We start from the raw sequence: 21,333 nt of genomic DNA, 5'->3' as shown, positions 1-21,333 counted from the left end.
AATGCGGTGATAGTGCGGCCCATTCACCGCCCCGCCCCATCCCCTCAATCCGACCGCATCTCCACCTCCTGAGAGGCCTCATCGCGCCGCTTCAACTCGTCGAGCACCAGCCGCTTCGGCACCTTGCCGTAGCCCGACTTCGGCAGCGCGTCCCAAAAGACCATTCGCTTGGGAACCTTGTACTTGGCGATACGGGTCTTGAGCCAATCCTGCAGCGCCGATTCGTCCAGACGCTCCCCGGCATGCAAAACGCAGACGGCCACACCGACCTCGCCCCACTGCGCATCCGGCACGCCGACCACCGCGACCTCGTTGATCGCACCGTGGGTCAGTATCAATTCCTCGATCTCGCGCGGATACACATTGGAGCCGCCCGAGATATACATATCCGACGCCCGACCGGTCAGATACACATAACCGTTCTCATCCATATGCCCGATGTCGCCCGTGCGAAACCAGCCATCGCGGAACGACTTGGCATTGGCTTCGGGGTTGCGGTAATAGCCAGCGAAAACCGCCGGACCGATGACGCAGACCTCTCCCGTCTCGCCCGGCCCAAGTTCGTTGCCCGCATCGTCCTGAATCGTCACTTGCATGCCGCTGCGCTCGACCCCACACGTCCGCGGTCGCAACGCGATGGTCTCGTCGTTGTGGTCGTGCGTCGGCAACACGGTAATGTTGCCGGTGACTTCCCCCAGGCCGTAATACTGCACCAGCACAGGTCCGAGCTTGGCCAGCGCGCGCTTCTGATCCTGCTCGTACATCGACGCGCCCGCGTAGATCACGTAGCGCAGACTCGCGTGGTCGTACGCGTCGACAGCCGGGTGCTCGACCAACATCTTGAGAATGGTCGGCACCGTGAACATATTGGTCAACCGATACCGCTCGATCAGCGCGAACGCTTGCGCCGGATCGAGCTTCTGGGCCGGCATCATCACCGTCGTGCCGCCACGCGCCATCACGTTGAGCTGATGCATGCCCGCGCCGTGCGAAATCGGCGCGACCACCAGCGAGCCATCCTCGTGCGTCAGGCCGGGCATGAGATCACACAGGTGGTTGTTGATGACGAACGCCAGTTGTCCGTGCGTGAGCACCGCCCCCTTTGGACTCCCGGTGGTGCCCGACGTAAAAAACAGCCAGCACGGCGTGTCGCGCTCGACCACCGCGTTGGCCATCGGGGCCGACAGGTGGCGATCGATCAGCGCACTCACGTGCGGCGATTCGTCCGGTGCCGCATTCTCACCAGTGAACCAGACGATGTTGCAGCCCGGACGCTCTGCGACAACCGCCGCAGCATGTTCCGGGTAATCCGTCTGGCACAGAAATACCGTCGGTTCCGCCACGCGTGCCATGGTGACCACCTCGCCCGGCGCGAGCCGGAAGTTGGTCGGCACCCATACCGCGCCCAGACGAAACACGGCGAGCATCGCCTCGATCATCTCGTTGCTGTTGCGCGAGTGGGCAAGCACGGTATCGCCGGCGCCCACACCGACCGCGCGCAAGCCCGCCGCGAGCGCCGAAACGCGTGCGTCGAACGCTTGCCACGTCCATTGCTGTTCGCCGAAAACGATCGCCGAATGATTCGGAAAACGACGCGCGTTGCGCGTCGCGAAATACGCAAGATTCATCACTCGTGCCGAGCTCGGCGTCATGTGGATGAAGCTCATTTGGCGCGCTCCATGATCGAGACGTAGTTGGCCACTGCGGCGCCCCCCATGTTGAAGACGCCCGCGAGCGTGGCGTCAGCGATCTGCATGTCGCCCGCCTCCCCCGTGAGCTGCATCGCCGCCATCACATGTTGCGAGACCCCCGTCGCACCCAACGGGTGGCCGCGCGACTTGAGCCCGCCCGACGGGTTGACCGGCAAGCGCCCGTCGCGCAACGTCACCCCCTCCTCGATCACCCGCCAACCCTCACCGGGCTCGGCAAGCCCCATCGCCTCGTACTCGATCATCTCGGCGATCGTGAAGCAGTCGTGCGTCTCGACAAGACTCAGATCCCCCAGCGTCACCCCTGAGCTGCCGAGCGCCGTGCCCCACGCGCGACGCGCGCCTTCGAACGCGATCGGATCGCGCTTCGCGAGCGGCAGGAAATCGTTGACCTGCACGCGTGCGCGAAATCGAATGGCACGGTGCATCGTCATCGCGACCTCGGGCGCGGCGATCACCATCGCTGCGGCGCCATCGGAGACGAGCGAGCAATCGGTGCGGCGCAGCGGGCCGGCGACGAACGGATTCTGTTCCGACGGCGTATTGCAAAACGTGAAACCCAGATCCTTGCGCAAGTGCGCATAGGGATTGCGCACGCCGTTCGCATGGTTCTTGGCCGCGATCATCGCCAACGCGTCGCTGTGGTCGCCATGGCGCTCGAAGTATGTCTGCGCGATCCGTCCGAAAATGCCGGCGAAACCGTCGGGGTTGCTTTCCTCGCGACGATAACACCCGCTCATCAGGATGTCGGGAATGGCCCGCCCCGGCACGGCGGTCATCTTCTCGGCCCCGATCACCAACGCGAGCTTGCCACGCCCTGCCGCAATGAAATCCATCGCCGCATGAAGCGCTGCAGATCCTGTCGCGCAGGCGTTCTCCACATGCATCGCAGGTGCGAAGCGCAGGCCCGGTTGCGCAAGCGAAGCGAGAGCGCCCTCGAAGCCCTGCGGCGTGAGGCCGTTGTTGTAGACCCCGACCATCACCGCGTCGATGTCTTCGGCCACGACGCCCGCGTGCGCCAACGCGTCGCCAATCACGTCCCGCATCAGCGTTTCCACGTCAGGCGCATCAAGCTTGCCGAAGCGCGAGTGCGCCCAACCAACCAGCATGGGTTGCGTATTCATCTTGTCTCTTCCTTAAGCTCGGTGCAGGCCAGCGTCATTCGTCGAGGATGCCCGCGGCAACGAAGCCGCCATCGACCGCGAGCGTCTGGCCGGTCACGAAACTCGCCCCCTCCGACGCGAAGAACGCGACTGCCGCGGCAATCTCGCTCGGCTGGCCGTAGCGCTTCATCGGCACTTGGCGCAGATAGGTCTCGCGCGCCTGCGCCGAGTGATGCCGGGTGAGCGGCGTCTCGACCGGCCCCGGCGCGATTGCATTCGCCGTGATCCCCGACTGGGCAAGCTCGATCGCGATCTGTCGCGTGAGCCCCATCATCGCGGTCTTCGACGTGCCGTAGCCGGTGCGCCCGGCACCGGCGCGGATGCCGCTCGTCGACGCGATGTTGACGATCCGACCCCACTGGCGCGCGCGCATGCGGCGCGCCGCGTGCTGCGCGAGCGCCAACGGGCCGGTCACGTTGATCTCCATGATGCGGCGGAACGTGTCGAGCGGGAAATCGATGAATGGCTTGAGGCTCGCGATACCGGCGTTGTTGACAAGCACGTCGCACCGGCCATGTCGGTCGTCGAGCGCGGCGAAGAACTGTTCGATCGAATCGTCGCTACCCACATCGAGCGTCATGGCATCTGCGCGACGTCCGCGCGCCATGATCGCCGACGCCACGGCCTGCGCGGCCTCCAGTTCCAGATCGCTGACGATCACCATGAACCCATCGTCGGCCAGCCGTTCGGCGATCGCCGCGCCGATGCCGCCCGCGCCGCCCGTGATCACCGCGACCCGTGACTCTGCTTGCATGTGTAGCTCCTGTGTCGAATTCGAGATGCCCGCGCTGAACGCCGCACGGGTCGATGAAATTGCGGAATCGATGATGGGCATTCGCGCGACGTCACGCATCGCCCACGGTGTGCGTTACGTGAGCGGAACCATCGAGCAGCTCTGCCCGCCATCGACGGGCAAACACACGCCCGTGATAAATCGAGCTTGCTCCGAAGCGAGAAAGACGGCCGCGTTGGCCACGTCCCACGGGTCGCCCATGCGGCCCATGGGTACCATCTTGTTGCGTGCCTCGATCATGGCTTCCACGCTGCTGTACTGCGACGCGATCTGCGTGTAGATCAACGGGGTGTGAATCGCGCCGGGAAGCACGCAATTGGCCCGAATGCCATGGCGTGCGTACTGCATCGCCATGCTGACGGTGGCCTGATTCACGGCCGCCTTCGAGGCCGAGTAAGCGAAATAGGGATAGCCGGTCCACCCCAGCGCTGCCAGCGACGAGATGTTGATGATCACGCCGCTGCCGCGCTCGATCATATGCGGCAAGACGGCCTTGGCCGTGCGATAGACCGAGCCGAGATTCAATTCGATGGCGAGATGCCAGGTCGCTTCGTCCAGCTCGACCGGGCCGCCCATGTGCGTCACGCCCACGTTGTTGTGCAGTACGTCGATGCGCCCCAGGCGCGACAGCGTCTCGGCAACCGCTTGTGCCACCGACGCGGCGTCCGTGACATCGGCACGCACGGCGAGCGCCGTGCCCCCCGCTTGCTTGATTGCATCGGCCGTGCCGTCGGCCAGATCGCCGTCGAGATCGACGCAACACACACTTGCGCCAGCACGCGCATAGGCGAGCGCGGCCGCTTTGCCATTGTTCCAGCCATCGCCTCGGCAGCCCGCGCCGAACACAATCACCGTCTTGCCTTGCATCGACGCCGTGGCGTTCATGGATTCGTTCACACACCACCTCGCGATCTCGTTAATTTATTTAAATCCATAATGTGGACTGCAAATAAAACGGAATACGTTGAACGAAGAATAGGAGATTACCCGCATTTGTGGATAGTGCTCGTTAACCACGATTCATAACGGAGCGCTAATCCCTATAATTTTCGCAGGGTTACACACATTAGCCGTCCACAATGTGAATTAAGCAAGTGTTAATTCACACATCGAATTCAGAATCAATAGTCCACAATGTGGAGTTTAATAAATGATTCAATCGTCCGCCGATAACAAGCGGTTGCAAGGCGAAGACACGACCGCCGCCGTGGTGCCGATCGAACGAGATGGCTCGCAAAGCATCGACCGCGCGATGGCGTTGCTCAGTCTTGTGTCGGCGCAGAGCCGGGTCGGCATGCCGTTGCGTGAACTGGTCGCACAAAGCGGCCTGAAGCAGCCCACGGTACACCGCCTGCTCGGCGCGCTCACGCGAGCCCGTCTGATCGAGCAGGATCCGCAGAGCAAGCGCTATCACCTCGGCATTGAAAGCTACGTGCTGGGCACGCTGGCGGCCGAGCGCTTCGGCGCGCATCGCATCGCCGTGGGCAGCGTGGTGCGGCTCGCGCATCAGTCGGAGGACACCGCCTTTCTGACCGTGCGCCGTGGCGATTACGCCGTTTGTATCCACCGTGAGGAGGGTGCGTATCCGGTGCGCGCGCAGGTGCTGACGATCGGGGACTGCCACCCGCTCGGCGTGGGTGCCGGCGCCATCGCGCTATTGGCGGCACTGGACGACGACGAGGTCGAGCAAACGCTGCGCGCGAACGCGGCGAGTTATCGCGAACATTACCCGTCGATCACGCCCGAGGGGCTGTGGGCGCTGGTGCGCGAGACGCGCGAACGAGGCTACTCGATGCATCGCGGCTTGGTTCACCCCGGCTCATGGGGCCTGGGCATCGTGTTCCACGACGAATCGGGCACCCCGGCCGGCGCACTCTCGATCGGCGCGATCGAGAGCCGCATGGGCGAGGACCGTCAGCAAAAGCTGGTTCGCATGCTGCAGTCCGAGGTACGCAATATCGAGACGCGCTTGAAACAACGATCAGACGCCCGCCCCGCCGATGCATCGGTGACGGCAGTTCGCGCCGGTCGCCGCGCGAAGTAAGTCAGGTCCGTCGCCAGACGGCGACGACAACGAGCCCCCTCGCACGCGCCAACCAAACGCCTGGAGACACCTTGAATCTGCCCTCCCAACGTCATTTGAAGCAGCCCGGCCCCCGGCTGTGCAGCGGATCGAATCCATCGTCGGCGACGCCCTGTCGCTCACCTTCGCCCTGGCCGGCGGCCAAAGCTTGCGCGATGCCATTCTCGGCCCGCTTGAAGCCGCCGGCATGGCCGCAGCGACCGTGCGTATCGAAGGCCTGCGAGTGCACTCGATGCGCTATGTCCGCCCAGCGGCGTCGCCCGACGACGAGCACGTGGCGTTCTATAGCGAGCAGCACCGCATCGACGAACCCGTCACGATCGAGCTGGCCTGCGCGACGGTCGGTCGCCGCGACGGCGGGCCGTTCATCCACTGCCATGCCATGTGGCGCGCTGCCGACGGTCATTGGCAGGGGGGGCATATCTTCTCCGACCAGGTGATCGTCGCGCAGGACACCGAGGCGCGCGCGTGGGGCATCGCCAACGCCGAGATGCGCGCGGACTTCGATGACGAAACCAATTTCACGCTGTTTCGTCCGGTGCCCATCGAGGCCGCGCACAAGCCAGTGCCGGCGTCTACCGGCCGCCGATGCGTGGTCGCGCGCATTCGCCCCAACGAGGATCTGGTGCAGAGCATTGAACAGGTTTGCCGCGAACACGGTCTGCGCGCGGCAACGATTCGCGGCAGTGTCGGCAGCATCGTCGGCGCGCGCTTCGAGAACGCCGCGCCGGTCGACGACATCGCCACCGAGATCTTCGTGCTCGACGGTGTCGTTGCCGAGGCCGCAAACGGTCCGCGCGCAACGCTCGATATCGCACTGATCGACCCGCGCGGCAACATTCACCAGGGTCGCGTGGTACGCGGCGACAATCCGGTGCTGATCTGCTTCGAACTGTTCCTGGAGGAGTCCCTCGCCGTCGGGACTGCGGCATGACGCGATACACGCTCTCGCACTGGGGCGTCTACGAGGCCGGCGTCGACGACACGGGCAAGACCTGTCTGCGCCCGTATGCGAAAGACGGCGACCCATCGCCGATCGGCACTTACCAGACCGCCGCTTCGCTGCGCGCCCTGCGCGTTCGCCGTCCGTCGGTGCGGCGCGGCTGGCTCGAGAATGGACCGGGAAGCGCCACGCATCTGCGCGGCAAGGAGCCCTTCGTCGAAGTGTCATGGGACGTCGCGCTCGATCTCGTCGCGAAGGAACTTGCGCGGGTTCGCGAGACCTACGGCAACACGGCGATTTTCGGCGGATCTTATGGCTGGGCGAGCGCGGGCCGGTTCCACCACGCCCAGAGCCAGGTGCATCGTTTCCTGAACTGTGTCGGTGGTTACGTCCGCCATCGGGATTCATACAGCCTCGGCGCAGCCCACGTGATCATGCCGCATGTCGTCGACGACATGAACGAGTTGATCGGCTATCACCATTCGTGGGACGTGCTCGCCGAACACACGGAACTCTTCGTGACCTTCGGCGGCGTGCCACAGAAGAATGCCCAGTCGGCACCGGGCGGCGTCGGGCGACATCGCGTTCCTGGTGGACTGCGCGCGATGCACGACGCCGGCGTCAAGTTCGTCAACGTCGGCCCGGTCTCGGACAATCTCGACACCGGCGGCGAGGTCGAATGGGTCGCATCGCGCCCCGGTACCGATACCGCCTTGATGCTTGCCCTCGCCTGGGTGCTGCGTCACGAAAACCTGCACAGCCCCGCGTTCCTCGCCTCGCACTGCACGGGATACGACGAATTCGAGCAGTATCTGCTCGGACATGTCGACGGCATTCCGAAGACGCCCGCGTGGGCGGAACCGATCACCGGCGTATCAGCCGACACGATCACCGCGCTTGCGCGCCGCATGCACGCGAGCCGCACGATGCTCAACGTCGCATGGTCGTTGCAGCGCGCGCATCACGGCGAGCAACCGTTCTGGATGGTCGTCACCCTCGCGGCGATGCTCGGCCAGATCGGCCTGCCCGGCGGCGGCTTCGGCGTCGGCTACGGCTGCGTGAACACCTTGGGCACGCCGCACGACAAACTCGGCGGACCCACGCTGCCGCAAGGCCGCAATCCGGTCAGCGAGTTCATTCCCGTGGCGCGCATCGCCGACATGCTGCTCAAACCCGGCGAGCCGTTCGACTACAACGGCGAGCGCTATCGCTATCCCGACACGCACCTGGTCTACTGGGCCGGGGGCAATCCATTCCACCACCACCAGGACATCAACCGCCTGCTGCGCGCCTGGCGGAAGCCCGACACGATCGTCGTCCACGAGCAATCGTGGACGGCAACCGCGCGATACGCCGACATCGTGCTGCCGATTTCCACGTCGTTGGAGCGCGACGACCTCGGCTACGCGTCACAGGAAGCGATCCTGATGTGGATGGCGAAGATCGACGAGCCGGTCGGCGAATCGCGCGATGACTTCACCGTCTTCGCGGGTCTCGCGCAACGACTCGGCGTCTTCGCGGAATTTACCGAGGGCCGCGACGCCGACCAGTGGCTAAGGCACATGTACGAGGAGACGCGCAAGCGCTATGCGCGCGCCGACATCGTGTTACCGGACTTCGACACCTTCCGCGACGTGGGTATGGTCGATCTCCATTCACGCGCGCGGCCGGTGGTGATGCTCGAGGCGTTTCGCGCCGATCCCGCCGCTGCGCCGCTGAATACGCCGTCAGGACGCATCGAGCTGTATTCGCACGCGATCGCCTCGTTCGATATTCCTGACTGTCCGGGCCACGCGTGTTGGCTGCCGCCCGCCGAATGGCTCGGCGCACCGCTCGCGACGACCTATCCGCTGCACCTGCTCTCGGACCAGCCACGCCATAAACTCCACAGCCAGCTCGACGGCAGCCCTTACAGCGCCGCCAACAAAGTCAGGGGCCGCGAGCCGCTCTACCTTCACCCGCGCGACGCCGCCGCACGCGGCATCCACGACGGCGACATCGTCGAGGTGTTCAACGCGCGTGGTCGCTGCCTCGCGGGCGTGCGCATCACCGATCGCATTCTGCCCGGCGTGGTGCGGATGTCCACCGGCGCCTGGTACGACCCGGAACCGGACACCGGGCGCGACAAGCATGGCAATCCCAACGTCTTGACGGCCGACTTGCCGGCCTCGGGCCTGTCGCAGGGCTGCGCCGCGCAGTCATGCCTGGTCGAGGTCAGTGCGCCGGTCACGAACCCGCCGCCGGTGAGTGCCTTCGACTTACCCCGCTTCACGACGGAAATCCCGACCGAAATCACTGCCGCAACCGCCGCACCGACCGAGCGCCACTAGCGCCCGGTCGCATCAGGCACCCAAATCCAAAAAAGCAATCTTCAGGAGACACATCATGCAGAGCCTTTCCCGCCGTTCGATGCTGAAGCTTTCCCTGGGTACGGCGATCGCGGCCCCGGCGATCCTCAAGCACACGCGCGTCTACGCGGCCGACTTCACGCTGAAATACGCCAACAACGCGCCGATCACCCACCCGCTGACGGTACGCATCACTGAGGCTGCCGAGGCCATCCGCAAGGAGACGGGCGGCAAGGTCGACCTGCGCGTGTTCCCGAACAACCAGCTCGGCGGCGACACCGACATGCTGTCGCAGTTGCGCGCCGGCGCGCTCGACTTCTTCACGCTGTCGCCGATGATCCTCTCGACGCTCGTGCCCAAGGCCGCGATCAGTGGCGTGGGCTTCGCGTTCAAGGGCTACGACCATGTGTGGAGCGCGATGGATGGCGAGCTGGGCGACTATGTGCGCGCGCAGATCGAGCGCGGTGGTCTGCACCCGTTCCCGCGAATCTTCGACAACGGCTTCCGTCAGATCAGTTCGTCGACGCGATTGATCAAGACGCCCGACGACCTGAAGAGTTTCAAGATTCGCGTCCCCCCGTCGCCGATGTGGACCTCGATGTTCCAGGGCTTCGGCGCGGCACCGCTCACCATCAACTTCGCGGAAGTCTATTCGGCGCTGCAGACGAAGATCGCCGACGGACAGGAAAACCCGCTGGTCACGATCAATTCGGCCAAGCTCTACGAAGTGCAGAAGTACGTGGCAAAGACCAACCACATGTGGGACGGCTTCTGGTTCCTGTCGAACCGCGCGTCGTGGGGCAAGCTGCCGGCGGAAGTCCGCAAGGTGATCGAAGACCAGATCACGGCCGCCGCGCTCAAGCAGCGCACCGATGTCGCCGCGCTCAACGACTCCCTCGAAAAGGACCTCACCGCGAAAGGCATTGCCTTCAACTCGGTCGACGCCGCGGCCTTCCAGAACAAGCTCCAGACCGCCGGCTTCTACAAGGAATGGCAGGGCAAGTTCGGCGAGCAGGCCTGGGCACTGCTGCAAAAGAGTGCGGGCCGCACGCTCTGAGCCCCCACAGGCCTTTCGAAGGAGACAGCGTATGAACCGCGCCAGGCTGGAGACTCGCATGAACAAAGGCATACTGCCGGCAGCCCCTGCCCAGGGGGGCTGATCGCCGCGCTGCAATCCACCTTGGCGAAGTGTGTCGAGCTGCCGGCCGCACTGCTCGTGCTGGCCGAGATCGTCACGCTGTTCGCCGGGGTCGTCAGCCGCGCCGTATTCCACAGCCCGCTGGTATGGTCGGATGAGCTGGCCTCGATCCTGTTCATCTGGCTGGCGATGCTCGGCTCCGTGATTGCCTTGCAGCGCGGCGAACACATGCGCATGACCGCCCTGGTCGGGCGCATGAACGCCGGCCGGCGCGCGTTCCTCGACGTGCTGGCGATCGCCACGCCGCTCGCGTTCCTGCTGCTGTTCATGCCGAGCGCTTACGACTTCGCGGCAGATCAGGCCTTCATCACGACGCCGGCGCTCGAAATTGCCGACTCGTGGCGGGCCGCCGCGATTCCGGTGGGCTGCGCGCTGATGGTGCTGACCGCGTTGCTGCGGCTGGCCCGTCACGGCAACTTGCGCATGGTCGTCACTGCCGCGGTAACGATCGGCGCGATCGTCGGCGCGCTGCTGCTCGCGCAACCCGTGCTGCGTGGGCTTGGCAACCTGAACCTGCTGATCTTCTTCGTCGGCTTCGTTGCGCTGATGGTGCTCACCGGCGTGCCGATCGCCTTCTCGTTCGCGCTCGCCACCTTCGGCTACCTGTCGCTCGGCACGACCACGCCGGTCGTGATTCTGGCGGGTCGGATGGACGAAGGCATGAGCCACTTGATCCTGCTCGCGGTGCCGCTGTTCGTGTTCCTCGGCCTGCTCATGGAGATGACGGGCATGGCGCGCTCGATGGTGGCGTTCCTCGGCAGTCTGCTCGGCCACGTGCGCGGCGGCCTGCAGTATGTGCTGATCGGCGCGATGTACCTCGTCTCCGGCATCTCCGGTTCGAAGGCAGCCGACATGGCCGCGGTCGCGCCGGTGTTGTTCCCGGAGATGCAACGCCGAGGCGCCAAACCCGGCGACCTCGTCGCGCTGCTCGCCGCCACCGGCGCGCAAACCGAGACGATTCCACCGAGTCTCGTGCTGATCACCATCGGCTCGGTGACCGGCGTATCGATTGCGGCCCTGTTCACCGGCGGCCTGCTGCCCGGCGCGATCCTCGGCGTCACGCTGTGCACACTGGTGTGGTGGCGCTATCGCAACGAGAAGGTGGGCAGCGGCGCGCGCGCCTCAGGCCGGGAGATCGCGAAGAGTTTCGCCATCGCGCTGCCCGCGCTCGCGCTGCCTTTCGTGATCCGTGTCGCGGTGATCGAGGGGATTGCCACGGCGACGGAAGTGTCGACCATCGGCATCGTCTATTCGGCCGCGATTGGGATACTGATCTATCGCCGCTTCGATCCCAAGCGGGTCTATCCGATGCTGGTCGAGACGGCCTCGCTGACGGGAGCGATCCTCTTGATTATCGGTGCGGCGACCGGCATGGCGTGGTCGCTCACGCAGTCAGGCTTCTCGACGATGCTCGCCGCAGCGATGCGCGACGTTCCGGGCGGTCCGGTCGGCTTCATGGCGATCTCCATCCTGGCGTTCATCGTTCTGGGCAGCGTACTGGAGGGTATTCCCGCCATCGTGTTGTTCGGCCCGCTGCTGTTCCCGGTCGCGCAGAGCGTGGGCATCAACGAAGTGCACTATGCGATGGTGGTCGTGCTCTCCATGGGCATCGGCCTGTTCGCGCCGCCGTTCGGCGTCGGCTACTACTCCGCCTGCGTCATCAGCAAGGTTCATCCCGACGAGGGCATGCGGCCCATCGTCGGCTATATCGTCGCGCTCGCCGTCGGCCTGGTGTTGGTCGCCGCCGTGCCCTGGCTCTCGACGGGCTTCCTGACCTGATTTTCCCCACTTCCCCGAAATCCGGATCGGCCAACGATCGGCCAACGCAGCGCGCGCTGCCATGCAGCGCGTGGCCCGACGCGCGCCGGAATACGTCCACTTTGCACAGGAGACTTTATGAGCAGCGTTGCATCCCCCCCACCGATACCCTGAGTACGCTTGCGCAGCGCGCGCATCGCATCCGCCACAACGCCATCACCATGGCCGAGGTTCAGGGCCAGGGCTATGTCGCGCAAGCCTTGGGATCGCCGACGTGCTGGCCGTCGCCTATTTGCATGCGATGAACGTGCGGCCGCACGAGCCGGAATGGGAGGCACGCGATCGCTTCCTGCTGTCAGTCGGCCACTACGCCATCGCGCATTACGCCGTGCTCGCCGAGGCCGGCTACTTCCCGAGGGAGGAACTCGTCACCTATGGTTGCGACGACAGCCGACTGCCGATGTCGGGCATGATGTCGTACACGCCGGGCGCGGAAATGTCGGGCGGCTCGATCGGTCTTGGCCTGCCGATGGCCGTCGGCATGGGACTTGGCCTCAAACGCAAACAGTCGACGTCGTTCGTCTACACGCTGATGGGTGATGGCGAGCTTGCCGAAGGACCGACCTGGGAAGCCGCCACATCGGCCTCGGCGTTCAAGCTCGACAACATCATTGCCGTCGTCGACGTCAACGGCGTGCAAGCCGACGGCCCGTCAACGCTCATCATGCCGACCGAGCCGCTGGTGCAGAAGTTCGAGGCGTTCGGCTTCTACACACAACGCGTGAATGGCAACGACCTGGCCGCCGTGCTGCAAGCCTTCGACAATGCCCGGTCGCACGACCAGCCCGTGCCGCGCATCATCATCTGCGACACCAAGATGGGCAAAGGCGTCGATTTCCTGGAAGCCCGCGAAAAGAATCACTTCATCCGCCTCGACCCGCCCGAGTGGCAACGAGCATTCAGCGCGCTCAACGCGCAAGGGAGCGCCGCATGAACACGTCCGTAGCCGATCAACCGACGACAACCCAAACCAGTCGGAACGCCATGCCCGCCACGCCCGCCATCATCGCGTCGTCGGTCGATGAGGGACACCGCACACGCGCCACTCCGTTCGGCAAGGCGCTCGTGACGCTGGCCGATGCGCGTCCCGAGATTGTCGGCATGAGTGCCGATCTCGCGAAATACACGGACATGCACATCTTCGCGCAGGCCTATCCGGAGCGGTTCTACCAGATGGGCATGGCCGAGCAGTTGATGGCGACCGCCGCGGGCGGACTGGCCAAGGAGGGCTTCATTCCCTTCGCGTCGACCTACGCGACGTTCGCCGCGCGCCGATGCTACGACTTCATCTCGCAGGGCATCGCCGAGCAGGATGCCAACGTTAAAATCATTGGCGGCCTGCCAGGCCTGACCACGGGCTACGGCCCCAGCCACCAGGCCACGGATGACATTGCGATCTTTCGCGCGATGCCCAACCTGACCGTGATCGATCCGTGCGACGCCCTGGACATCGAGCAAATCGTGCCGGCCATCGCCGACCACCCCGGTCCGGTGTATATGCGTGTGTTGCGCGGCAACGTTCCGCTGGTGCTCGACGAGTACGACTACAAATTCGAACTCGGCAAGGCCAAGCCGATACGCGATGGCAACGATGTCCTGATCATCTCGACCGGCTTCATGACCATGCGCGCCCTCGACGCCGCCAAGGCACTGGCGTCGGATCGCGTTGACGTGGCGGTGCTGCACGTGCCAACGATCAAGCCGCTCGATGAGGCAACCATCGTGCGCGAAGCCGCGCGCGGCGGGCGTCTGGTGGTCGTTGCGGAGAACCACACGGTGGTCGGTGGTCTGGGCGAAGCGGTAGCAAGTGCGCTCATGCGCGCCGAGGTATCGACGCGCTTTCGCCACATCGGTCTGCCTGACCAGTTCCTGGACGCGGGCTCCCTCCCGGTGCTGCAGGATCGCTATGGCATTTCGCGCAAAGCGATCATCGCATCGATCAAGCATTGGTTAGCGTGACGCGGGCGAAATGAGGCGGGGCCGGCAAGCGCGATGACGGATGCGCCACCCGCTTTACATGCCCGGCGCATGCCGGGCATGTCTGCTATCGGGGACGGTTGACGGCGTCAGGGCTGCCACGTGCCGTTCACAGGCCGGTGCTTCCTGACCGGTCTTTCGACGCAGGCACGGGAACGTCGCGCAATCCCAGAAACGGAAACGGCGGCGCCACCTTGAAATCGGCCGAGACCTCACCGCTGAAGGTATTGCGCTGATCCTTGCCGAGATCGAGCCGCTTCACGGGCGCCCCGGCCGCGAAATCGACCTTGTTCAGATCCACCCAAAACGTGTTGGGCGTGAGCGCCGATTCAAAGAAGTAAAGCATGCGCTTGTGATCGACGACCGTGCGCCAACGCGTCGACGAAATATTCGGCTCGCCCGGCGTCGTGATGCCGAACGGCACCGACGCATTGCGAATGACACTGAACACGCTCGCCAACGCCTCGACCGGCGATTCGGTCTTCGGAATCGCATTGATGTAGAACGACGCTCGCGCAAAGCGATCCGACGAGCGATTCGTCCCCGGAAGGAACGTCGTTCCGCCAATCTGCTTCCAGTAACTGTTCAACGCAAGCTGCTCGTCAAACGTCGGCGAATTGGTCATCACCTGATACTGGCGGCCGTGGTGAATCACCTGCCGGCCGTTGATGTACTCGACGATCGCACTGTCGCCCGACTTGTCGGACATCGACAGATGCAGCGTCGCGATCCGATCCTCGCCGGGCACGTTGTCCGTCACGATCGTGAACGGCGTCTTCTCCAGCGCCGCCACGGCTTGTGCGACCGTCGCGAAGTTATCCAGCACGTACTGCGCCCAGGCCGCGATCGTCAGCCCCGGCTTCGACCCCTTGTCGAACGTCGGATACTGCGACTCCACCAACCAGAGCAACTGGGCCGACAGCCCCTTCTCGTTGACGCCGTCGGTCGTCGACACGTCGTAGCCCGTGGCCACCACGCTGCCGTACTTCGCCGTCCAGCGAAGCGAGTTGGGCCCCGCCTCGCCCGAGCGCGTCATGCCGCGCGGCAACACATAGAGATTGGTGGCGACGTCGACCCTCCAGTCCATCGAGCGCGCGGTAATGACGTCGTCGTTCGCGCCGAGATACACCACACGGGTACAGGCCAGTGCCGACAGCGCAGACAGGGCGAGCGTTGCGGCGGCGACGAGACACGGCAAGGTCTTGGCGAACATTCGGGCCATGGCGATACCTCACGTTGGGGAGACGGTTGCGCAAGAACCGTCAGTATAACGATGGAATCCGCTCCCTCCCCCGCCCGATCGAGAACAACGAAGCCCCGCCAGCGATGCTGCCTGGCGAGGCTTCGACTTCCCCCCTGGGGCCGGTCACCGGCCCTACGATTTGCCGACTCAGCGCTGCGGCTGCGCCGCCGCGCCAACCTCCTTGCGCACCTTGGCCACCTGGGTGGCCGTCACCGCCGGCGCCTTGTTGCCCCAGCTCGAGCGCACGAACGTCAGCACGTCGGCCACATCCTGATCGGTCAGCCGGTCGTCGAAGCCCGGCATCGCGTAATGCGTGGGCGCCGACTTCGTCCACGGCATTTCCGCGCCGCGCAACACGATGTGGATGAGCGAGGTCGGATCGGCCGAGTTCACCGTCGAGCTGAGGGCGAGCGTCGGGAACGTCTGCGTGTAACCCTTGCCGGTGCTGCGATGGCACGCCGCGCAGTTGTCGAGGAACGTGAGCGCACCGTTGCCCTTGCCTGCGCCCGTCCGCAATGCCTTGGCCACGGTGTCGTCATAGGCGAGCGCCTTGGCGTTCGGATCAACCGGCTTGAGCGTCTTCAGGTACTTAGCAATCGCCGTGAGGTCGTCGTCGTTCATGTGCTGGGTGCTGTGCTGCACCACGTCCGTCATCCCGCCGAACGCCGCGGAGTGGTCGTTACGTCCGCCCTTCAGGAACGCCGTGATATCGCCTTCGCTCCAGTTGCCCAGACCGTCGGTGACATCGCCCCGCAGATTCTTTGCGAGGAAGTTGTCGACCACACCGCCCGACAGGAATGCGGTGCTGTCGTCGGTGAGCGCCTTCTCCTGGAACGCAAAGCCGCGCGGTGTGTGGCAGGCGCTGCAATGGGCCAGGCCTTCGACAAGATAGCGTCCGCGCGAGATCGGATCGTTATCGGTCGAGGCGGTGTCGCCAACGACCGCGGGCGCGAACATGTTGCGCCAGATCGACAGCGGCCAGCGCATCGACATCGGCCACGGGATATCGGTCGACTTGTTGGTCTGCGCGACGGGCTTCACGCCGTTCATGAAGTAGGCGTACAGCGCCTTGACATCGGCCGGACGCACCTTCGCGTACGACGTGTACGGCATGGCCGGATACAACGTCGCGCCATTTCTCGCGATACCGTGACGCACCGCCTTGTCGAAGTCCTCGAGGCTGTAGCTGCCGATGCCGGTGTCCTTGTCCGGCGTGATGTTCGTCGAGTAGATCGTGCCGATCGGCGAGGCGATCGGCAGGCCGCCGGCGAACGGTAGCCCCTTGGGCGCCGTGTGGCACGCGGCACAATCGGCCGCGCGCGCGAGGTATTCGCCCTGCTTCACGAGTTGCGCCTGCGGGTCGTTCGCGGCGGGCGCCATCGGCGTCGGCGACACGGCTGGTGCGGCCGGTGCCGAGGCCGGCGCCGCCGCATTCTGCGCCCACACGGCAAAGGCCGCGAGCGCGAGGGTCCCGGCGGCAAGTGTGATCGCGGAGCGTTTCATCATCGTTTTGCGGATCATGGTTGCGCTCCTCAGGCCTGGACCAGCGGGCCGGCGTTCTTGAGGTACTGTTCGCGAATCGCCTTCGCAGACCAGTACGCCAGCGCCGCCACCACGCCCGTGGGGTTGTAACCCATGTTCTGCGGGAACGCCGACGCGCCCATCACGAACACGTTGGACACGTCCCAGCTTTGCAGGTACTTGTTGACCACGCTGTTCGACGGGTTCGTGCCCATGATCGCGCCGCCGGTCGTATGCGTGCTCTGGTAGATCCGCGTGTCGTAGTGCGTGCCCTTCTTGCGGATCGCGCGGAACACCTTCTCCGGATTCATCGCGCGGCCGACCGCTTCCATGCGGTCGCCCATATAGCCCAGCATGGCGTACTCGTTGTCATGCCAGTCGAACGTCATGCGCAGCAACGGTACACCGTAGGCGTCCTTGTAGGTCGGATCGAGATCGAGACACGCGTCGCGATACGACATGACCGAGCCGGAAATGCCGATCGTCATGTAACGTTGATACGCGTCCGTCACACCCGCTTTCCACTTGCTGCCCCACGACGGTGTGCCCGGCACGCTCGGCGTCATCTTGATCGGACGCCCGCCGGTGCGCACGTGACGGATGCTCGCGCCGCCGATAAAGCCCAGCGGCCCGTGGTCGAACTGGTCGCCGTTCAGATCGTCCATCGACACGCCGCCCGCGCCCGTGCCGATGAATGGATTCAACTGCGTGCCCTTGGGCAGCAGCACATTCACGGCGCCGTTCATCTGGTACGCATAGTTTTTGCCGACAACGCCTTCGCCCGTCTTCGGATCGTAGGGCTTGCCGATGCCGGAGAGCAGCAGCAGGCGCACGTTGTGCATCTGGTACGCGGCCATGATGACCAGATCGGCCGGTTGCTCGACTTCTCGGCCCTGTGCGTCGATGTACGTCACGCCCGTGGCCTTCTTGCCGTCGCTGTCGAGATTGACCTTGACGACGTAAGCATGCGTGCGCAGTTCGAAATTGGGTTTCTTGAGCAACACCGGCAGAATGGTCGTCTGCGGCGACGCCTTCGAGTACATGTAACAGCCGTAGTTTTCGCAGAAGCCACAGAAGTTGCATGGCCCGAGACGCACACCGTACGGATTCGTATAGGGCTGAGAGGTATTCGCGGCGGGGGCCGGATACGGATTGAAGCCGACTTCGCGGGCCGCCTTCTCGAAGAGCGTCGCGCCATAGGTGGTCTGTAGTGGCGGCGTGGGGAATTCGCTCGACCGCGCGCCCTCGCGCGGATTACCGCCAGGCACGATCGTGCCGTTCAGGTTGCCGGCCTTGCCCGACGTTCCGAACACTTTCTCGGCGAAATCGAAGTGCGGCTCCAGTTCCTCATAGCTCACGCCGAAGTCCTGAATCGTCATGCCGTCGGGGATGAACTTCTTGCCGTAGCGCTCTTCATAATGACTGCGAAGCTTCAGTTCTTCCGGCAGGATGCGGTAGTGCATGCCGTTCCAGTGAAAGCCCGCGCCGCCCACGCCATTACCCAGCAGAAACGAGCCGTTCTGGCGGTAAGGCACCGCGAGATCGTCCGGCGTATGACGAATCGTAACGGTCTCGCGGGCCAACTCCTGGAAGAGCTTGCCCCGCACCGAGTATTCGAGTTCGTCAATGACTTTGGGGTACTGCGCGTCGGTGGGCGTATCGCGCATCGCACCGCGCTCGAGCGCCACGACGTTGAGCCCGGCATCGGTGAGTTCCTGGCCGAGGATGGCCCCGGTCCAGCCGAAGCCCACGATGACGGCGTCGACCTTGTCTTTCTTGATGGCCATGAATTAGCCCCGCTTTCCGGAAATCGACACGGGCCCATACGGGTACTTGACGTTCGGCTGATCCGCCCAGTCGAGGAAGTCGGCGCGCGCGCCGGGGAACCCCACCATCTTCCAGCCCACCATGTCCTTGTTGCCGCCGTGGATCGGATCCGAGAAGAAACCTTCCTTCGTATTGGCGAGCAGATAGGAGAAGAACGTGCGCGCCGGCACGCTATCGAACTCGACCTTCGCGTGCTCCAGATCGCCGAGCACCGTCTCCTGCGTGGCGTGATCGAGATCGGCAAATGCCTTGTTGTACTGCTTTTTGCAGTAAGCGTCGCACGCCGCAATGCCGTGACGATAGATGTCGCGCGGCACGAGACTCAACTGGTAGCCCATCTCGGGAGGCTGATCGGTATGAAACGGCCCCTGCATATACCAGAGCTTGCCGTGCCCGAAGGGCGTTTCCATCTGACGGTCGATGAACTGTGGCACGTCGGCCTGAAGCGCTCCCGGGCCGAGGTCGTCGGCGGGAATCAGGCGGTCGACGGCGGCATTCACAAAACGCCATTCGTCGGCGGTGAAGTACTTGGGCTCGTAGGGCGCGGTGGACGCGGCGGGGGCGACGGGCTTGTCGCTGCTGCAGGCGGACTGACTCAACGTCGCACCGGTGGCGAGGGTCGTGGCGGGCACGATCGCCAGCACCTGGCGCAAAAAGCGCCGGCGCGGTTCCTTGTCCTGTGACATGGGGTTCTCCGTTTTGTGGGGGACGAATCACGCATGACAGTCAAGCAATGGATCGCCATGCGTGAAGAAAACCTGACAGGCTATTCGCTTCGCGTAGCGTTTTTTTAACGCGACCATTCTACTGACAAGCCCCCACGCGGCAAAACCCAAGTGTTGCTTAAACCTCGCAAACCGTTGATTAAAAAGGCTTGCGAATAATTAAAGTATTTACTATTACGCGCGCACGAAGCGTTTTGCCACATAAAATCTTTCGCGCGGCTTTCGCATGAAAAAGGCCGCTCCGTGTTCCGGTAGCGGCCTGACCTGCCTAATGCAGCGGTGGATTACTCAGGAATGGGCGGCAGTGCCGACAACGGCGGCGGTGGCGACAATGGCGGCGGCGGTGGCAGTGGCGACGGCGTCGCGACGGCTCGAGCGCTGCCGACGGGGCCGTGTCCGCCTGCGGCCTGTTCGCTCGGCAACGGCGAGGACACCATCGATCGAGCAAACATTGCCCCCAGGCTATGCTGCCTGCCCGGATGCGCGTTGCAGAACGCCTGCGCAAAAATTTCGCGCCGCGAGGGTTGCGACGTCGCGCTGGTCGATGCCGGCGAGCGTTCGGCTCGCGTGACGCGCGCGTATTCACTGCCGTCCGGCGCGACAAAGTGGGGCACGTCCGACGGGGTGTCTGACCTCACGAGGCGGGCGTAACCGCGCGCGTCCATCTCCGATGTCTCGGAATCGTCGGAATCCTCAGAATCGTCGAGCACCAACTCGGCGGAAGGCTCGGCCAGCGAGGGGCGAACGAGATCGGAAAGCCGGGTGGCATCGATCGGATTGGCCGTGGTCCGACGCGACCGCTCACGACTCGGACTCCGTGGGTCCACGCCTGAGTCGACTTCGTCGCCAAGCAGGCTGTCGTCGTGCGCAGGCGCCGGTGTGTCCGCCGGCGCGCGACACGTGTCGGACGGTGACAGGCCATCGTACACAGCACGGGTGGCGGCCTTCCAACTGTCGATGTCCAGCGCCCTGACGGCGAGCCAGGAACGCGCGGCGTCGCGGCCGCTGGATCTGGCATCGTTGAGCACGGTCGTGTACTCGTGCGCGCCGAACCCCCGACTGCGAATCATCTTGAGCGTGACAGGCTGGTCGGCCGGGTAGCCAAGGAGGAGTGCCAGCCGAGCCGAATCATTGGCCGCCCGCGTCTTGTTCCTGGCGAACCAGGAGGTCGACGCGGCAGGCTTGAGAACCCAGTTGCCATCGCGTACAGCCAGGCGCAGCGGTACGTCGGCGCCACCGTTGCTCATCTCTCGCTCCGCCTCGCGCGCCATGTCGTTCAGCGCGATCAGGGCGTTCAGTTCCGAGCGAAGCAGATCGTCCTTCCTGCCATGCGAATTCATGGTCAATCGCGCCATCGCATCTCTGAGCGCAGCAAGGTCATCGCGATTTCTTAGCGCAATTTTCCTGGCGCTCCCGTCGGGCAACGACGGGATGGTTGCAGTCAGCTTGCCCACCTCATCGCTCAGACGCGCGATCTCGCCAAGTTGCGCGCGCACCGAGCCAGTGGCAAACGTTCGAATGAAAGGGGTCGGCTCGGCTGGAGTCCTGTGACGGACCCGCTGCATGGCCGACGCACGCTCACGCTCGAAGGTCACGTCGGCGGCGACGGCGTCGGTAAACTGGGTGCGCCAGCGCCCAAGTCCCTCGCCGACGAATTTTGGCATCAGCGGGTCGGCGCGCAGGCGCTTGGCGTGAAGCACCTCGCGATCGCGCTCCGCGCACCAACTCCCCAGCGGAATGCCACTGTTGGCTTGCGTGCTTCGCGGCCGCACGGGATAGGACTGCCAGGGCTTGCCAGTCGGACTGAGCGCGGACGTGGCGACCGATCCCAGTCGCTGAAAGTCCGAGCCGAAGCTGTTCCCATCGTCGGGCGGCTTCGACCGGGTGATGGAAATGAGTTGCACCGGCGAGCCGCGCGATGCGGCGGAAATGGTTCCCATGATCGTCTCCAAGGTAAACAGACCGGATGGTCGTCAAGCGCAAGG

At 64.5% G+C, this 21,333-nt stretch carries 15 protein-coding genes and 1 pseudogene; 7 read left to right on the top strand and 9 right to left on the bottom strand.

Going from position 1 to position 21,333, the window contains the following annotated elements:
• Positions 1 to 44: 44 nt before the first annotated feature.
• The 4 genes from DRB87_RS07715 to DRB87_RS07700 all read right to left on the bottom strand — a co-directional run bounded on the left by DRB87_RS07715 (position 45) and on the right by DRB87_RS07700 (position 4,562).
• A complete protein-coding gene (locus DRB87_RS07715) occupies positions 45 to 1,667 on the bottom strand; it encodes an acyl-CoA synthetase (protein ID WP_130025485.1) in 1,623 nt (540 codons plus the stop codon).
• Complete coding sequence (locus tag DRB87_RS07710) at positions 1,664 to 2,833, bottom strand: acetyl-CoA acetyltransferase (RefSeq protein WP_130025484.1); 1,170 nt, start codon at positions 2,831 to 2,833, stop codon at positions 1,664 to 1,666. The genes DRB87_RS07715 and DRB87_RS07710 overlap by 4 nt, the downstream gene beginning before the upstream one ends.
• Before the next feature lie 34 nt (positions 2,834 to 2,867).
• On the bottom strand, positions 2,868 to 3,626 hold the full coding sequence (locus tag DRB87_RS07705) for an SDR family NAD(P)-dependent oxidoreductase (RefSeq protein ID WP_165385258.1): 759 nt from the start codon (positions 3,624 to 3,626) through the stop codon (positions 2,868 to 2,870).
• A gap of 114 nt (positions 3,627 to 3,740) precedes the next feature.
• Complete coding sequence (locus DRB87_RS07700) at positions 3,741 to 4,562, bottom strand: SDR family NAD(P)-dependent oxidoreductase (RefSeq protein WP_240756223.1); 822 nt, start codon at positions 4,560 to 4,562, stop codon at positions 3,741 to 3,743.
• Between the two features lie 253 nt (positions 4,563 to 4,815).
• On the opposite strand from DRB87_RS07700, the gene DRB87_RS07695 reads away from it, so the two are divergent.
• The 7 genes and pseudogenes from DRB87_RS07695 to DRB87_RS07665 all read left to right on the top strand — a co-directional run bounded on the left by DRB87_RS07695 (position 4,816) and on the right by DRB87_RS07665 (position 14,014).
• Positions 4,816 to 5,709 (top strand): IclR family transcriptional regulator, encoded by an 894-nt coding sequence (locus DRB87_RS07695; protein WP_130025482.1) that lies wholly within the window; start codon positions 4,816 to 4,818, stop codon positions 5,707 to 5,709.
• A gap of 118 nt (positions 5,710 to 5,827) precedes the next feature.
• Complete coding sequence (locus DRB87_RS07690) at positions 5,828 to 6,682, top strand: PCC domain-containing protein (RefSeq protein WP_130025481.1); 855 nt, start codon at positions 5,828 to 5,830, stop codon at positions 6,680 to 6,682.
• A complete protein-coding gene (locus tag DRB87_RS07685) occupies positions 6,679 to 9,021 on the top strand; it encodes a molybdopterin-dependent oxidoreductase (protein ID WP_130025480.1) in 2,343 nt (780 codons plus the stop codon). The genes DRB87_RS07690 and DRB87_RS07685 overlap by 4 nt, the downstream gene beginning before the upstream one ends.
• Positions 9,022 to 9,076: 55 nt before the next feature.
• Positions 9,077 to 10,096, top strand: a complete 1,020-nt coding sequence (locus tag DRB87_RS07680; RefSeq protein WP_130025479.1) for a TRAP transporter substrate-binding protein — start codon at positions 9,077 to 9,079, stop codon at positions 10,094 to 10,096.
• Positions 10,097 to 10,219: 123 nt separating this feature from the next.
• Positions 10,220 to 12,016, top strand: coding sequence for a TRAP transporter large permease subunit (locus DRB87_RS07675; protein WP_240756222.1), 1,797 nt, complete (start codon positions 10,220 to 10,222; stop codon positions 12,014 to 12,016).
• 200 nt (positions 12,017 to 12,216) lie between these two features.
• A pseudogene (locus DRB87_RS07670) lies at positions 12,217 to 12,989 on the top strand (transketolase).
• Complete coding sequence (locus tag DRB87_RS07665; RefSeq protein ID WP_370363711.1) at positions 12,986 to 14,014, top strand: transketolase family protein; 1,029 nt, start codon at positions 12,986 to 12,988, stop codon at positions 14,012 to 14,014. Before DRB87_RS07670 ends, DRB87_RS07665 begins: the two are co-directional and overlap by 4 nt.
• A gap of 127 nt (positions 14,015 to 14,141) precedes the next feature.
• Here DRB87_RS07665 and DRB87_RS07660 read toward each other — a convergent pair whose 3' ends face one another.
• The 5 genes from DRB87_RS07660 to DRB87_RS07640 form a co-directional block, all read right to left on the bottom strand.
• A complete protein-coding gene (locus DRB87_RS07660; protein WP_130027778.1) occupies positions 14,142 to 15,245 on the bottom strand; it encodes a linear amide C-N hydrolase in 1,104 nt (367 codons plus the stop codon).
• 177 nt (positions 15,246 to 15,422) lie between these two features.
• Positions 15,423 to 16,781, bottom strand: a complete 1,359-nt coding sequence (locus DRB87_RS07655) for a cytochrome c (protein ID WP_165385414.1) — start codon at positions 16,779 to 16,781, stop codon at positions 15,423 to 15,425.
• A gap of 26 nt (positions 16,782 to 16,807) precedes the next feature.
• The gene (locus tag DRB87_RS07650) at positions 16,808 to 18,583 is read right to left on the bottom strand and encodes a GMC family oxidoreductase (protein ID WP_130025477.1); all 1,776 of its coding nucleotides are present in this window, start codon (positions 18,581 to 18,583) and stop codon (positions 16,808 to 16,810) included.
• A gap of 3 nt (positions 18,584 to 18,586) precedes the next feature.
• A complete protein-coding gene (locus tag DRB87_RS07645; protein ID WP_130025476.1) occupies positions 18,587 to 19,309 on the bottom strand; it encodes a gluconate 2-dehydrogenase subunit 3 family protein in 723 nt (240 codons plus the stop codon).
• Positions 19,310 to 19,632: 323 nt separating this feature from the next.
• Positions 19,633 to 21,288, bottom strand: a complete 1,656-nt coding sequence (locus DRB87_RS07640) for a hypothetical protein (RefSeq protein WP_130025475.1) — start codon at positions 21,286 to 21,288, stop codon at positions 19,633 to 19,635.
• Positions 21,289 to 21,333: the final 45 nt, after the last annotated feature.

This window comes from Pandoraea sp. XY-2, from assembly GCF_004193915.1.
Classification (GTDB): Bacteria; Pseudomonadota; Gammaproteobacteria; order Burkholderiales; family Burkholderiaceae; genus Pandoraea; species Pandoraea cepalis.
Note: the sequence above shows the minus strand (reverse complement) of the source record. Positions and strands in the feature narration are given on the sequence as shown.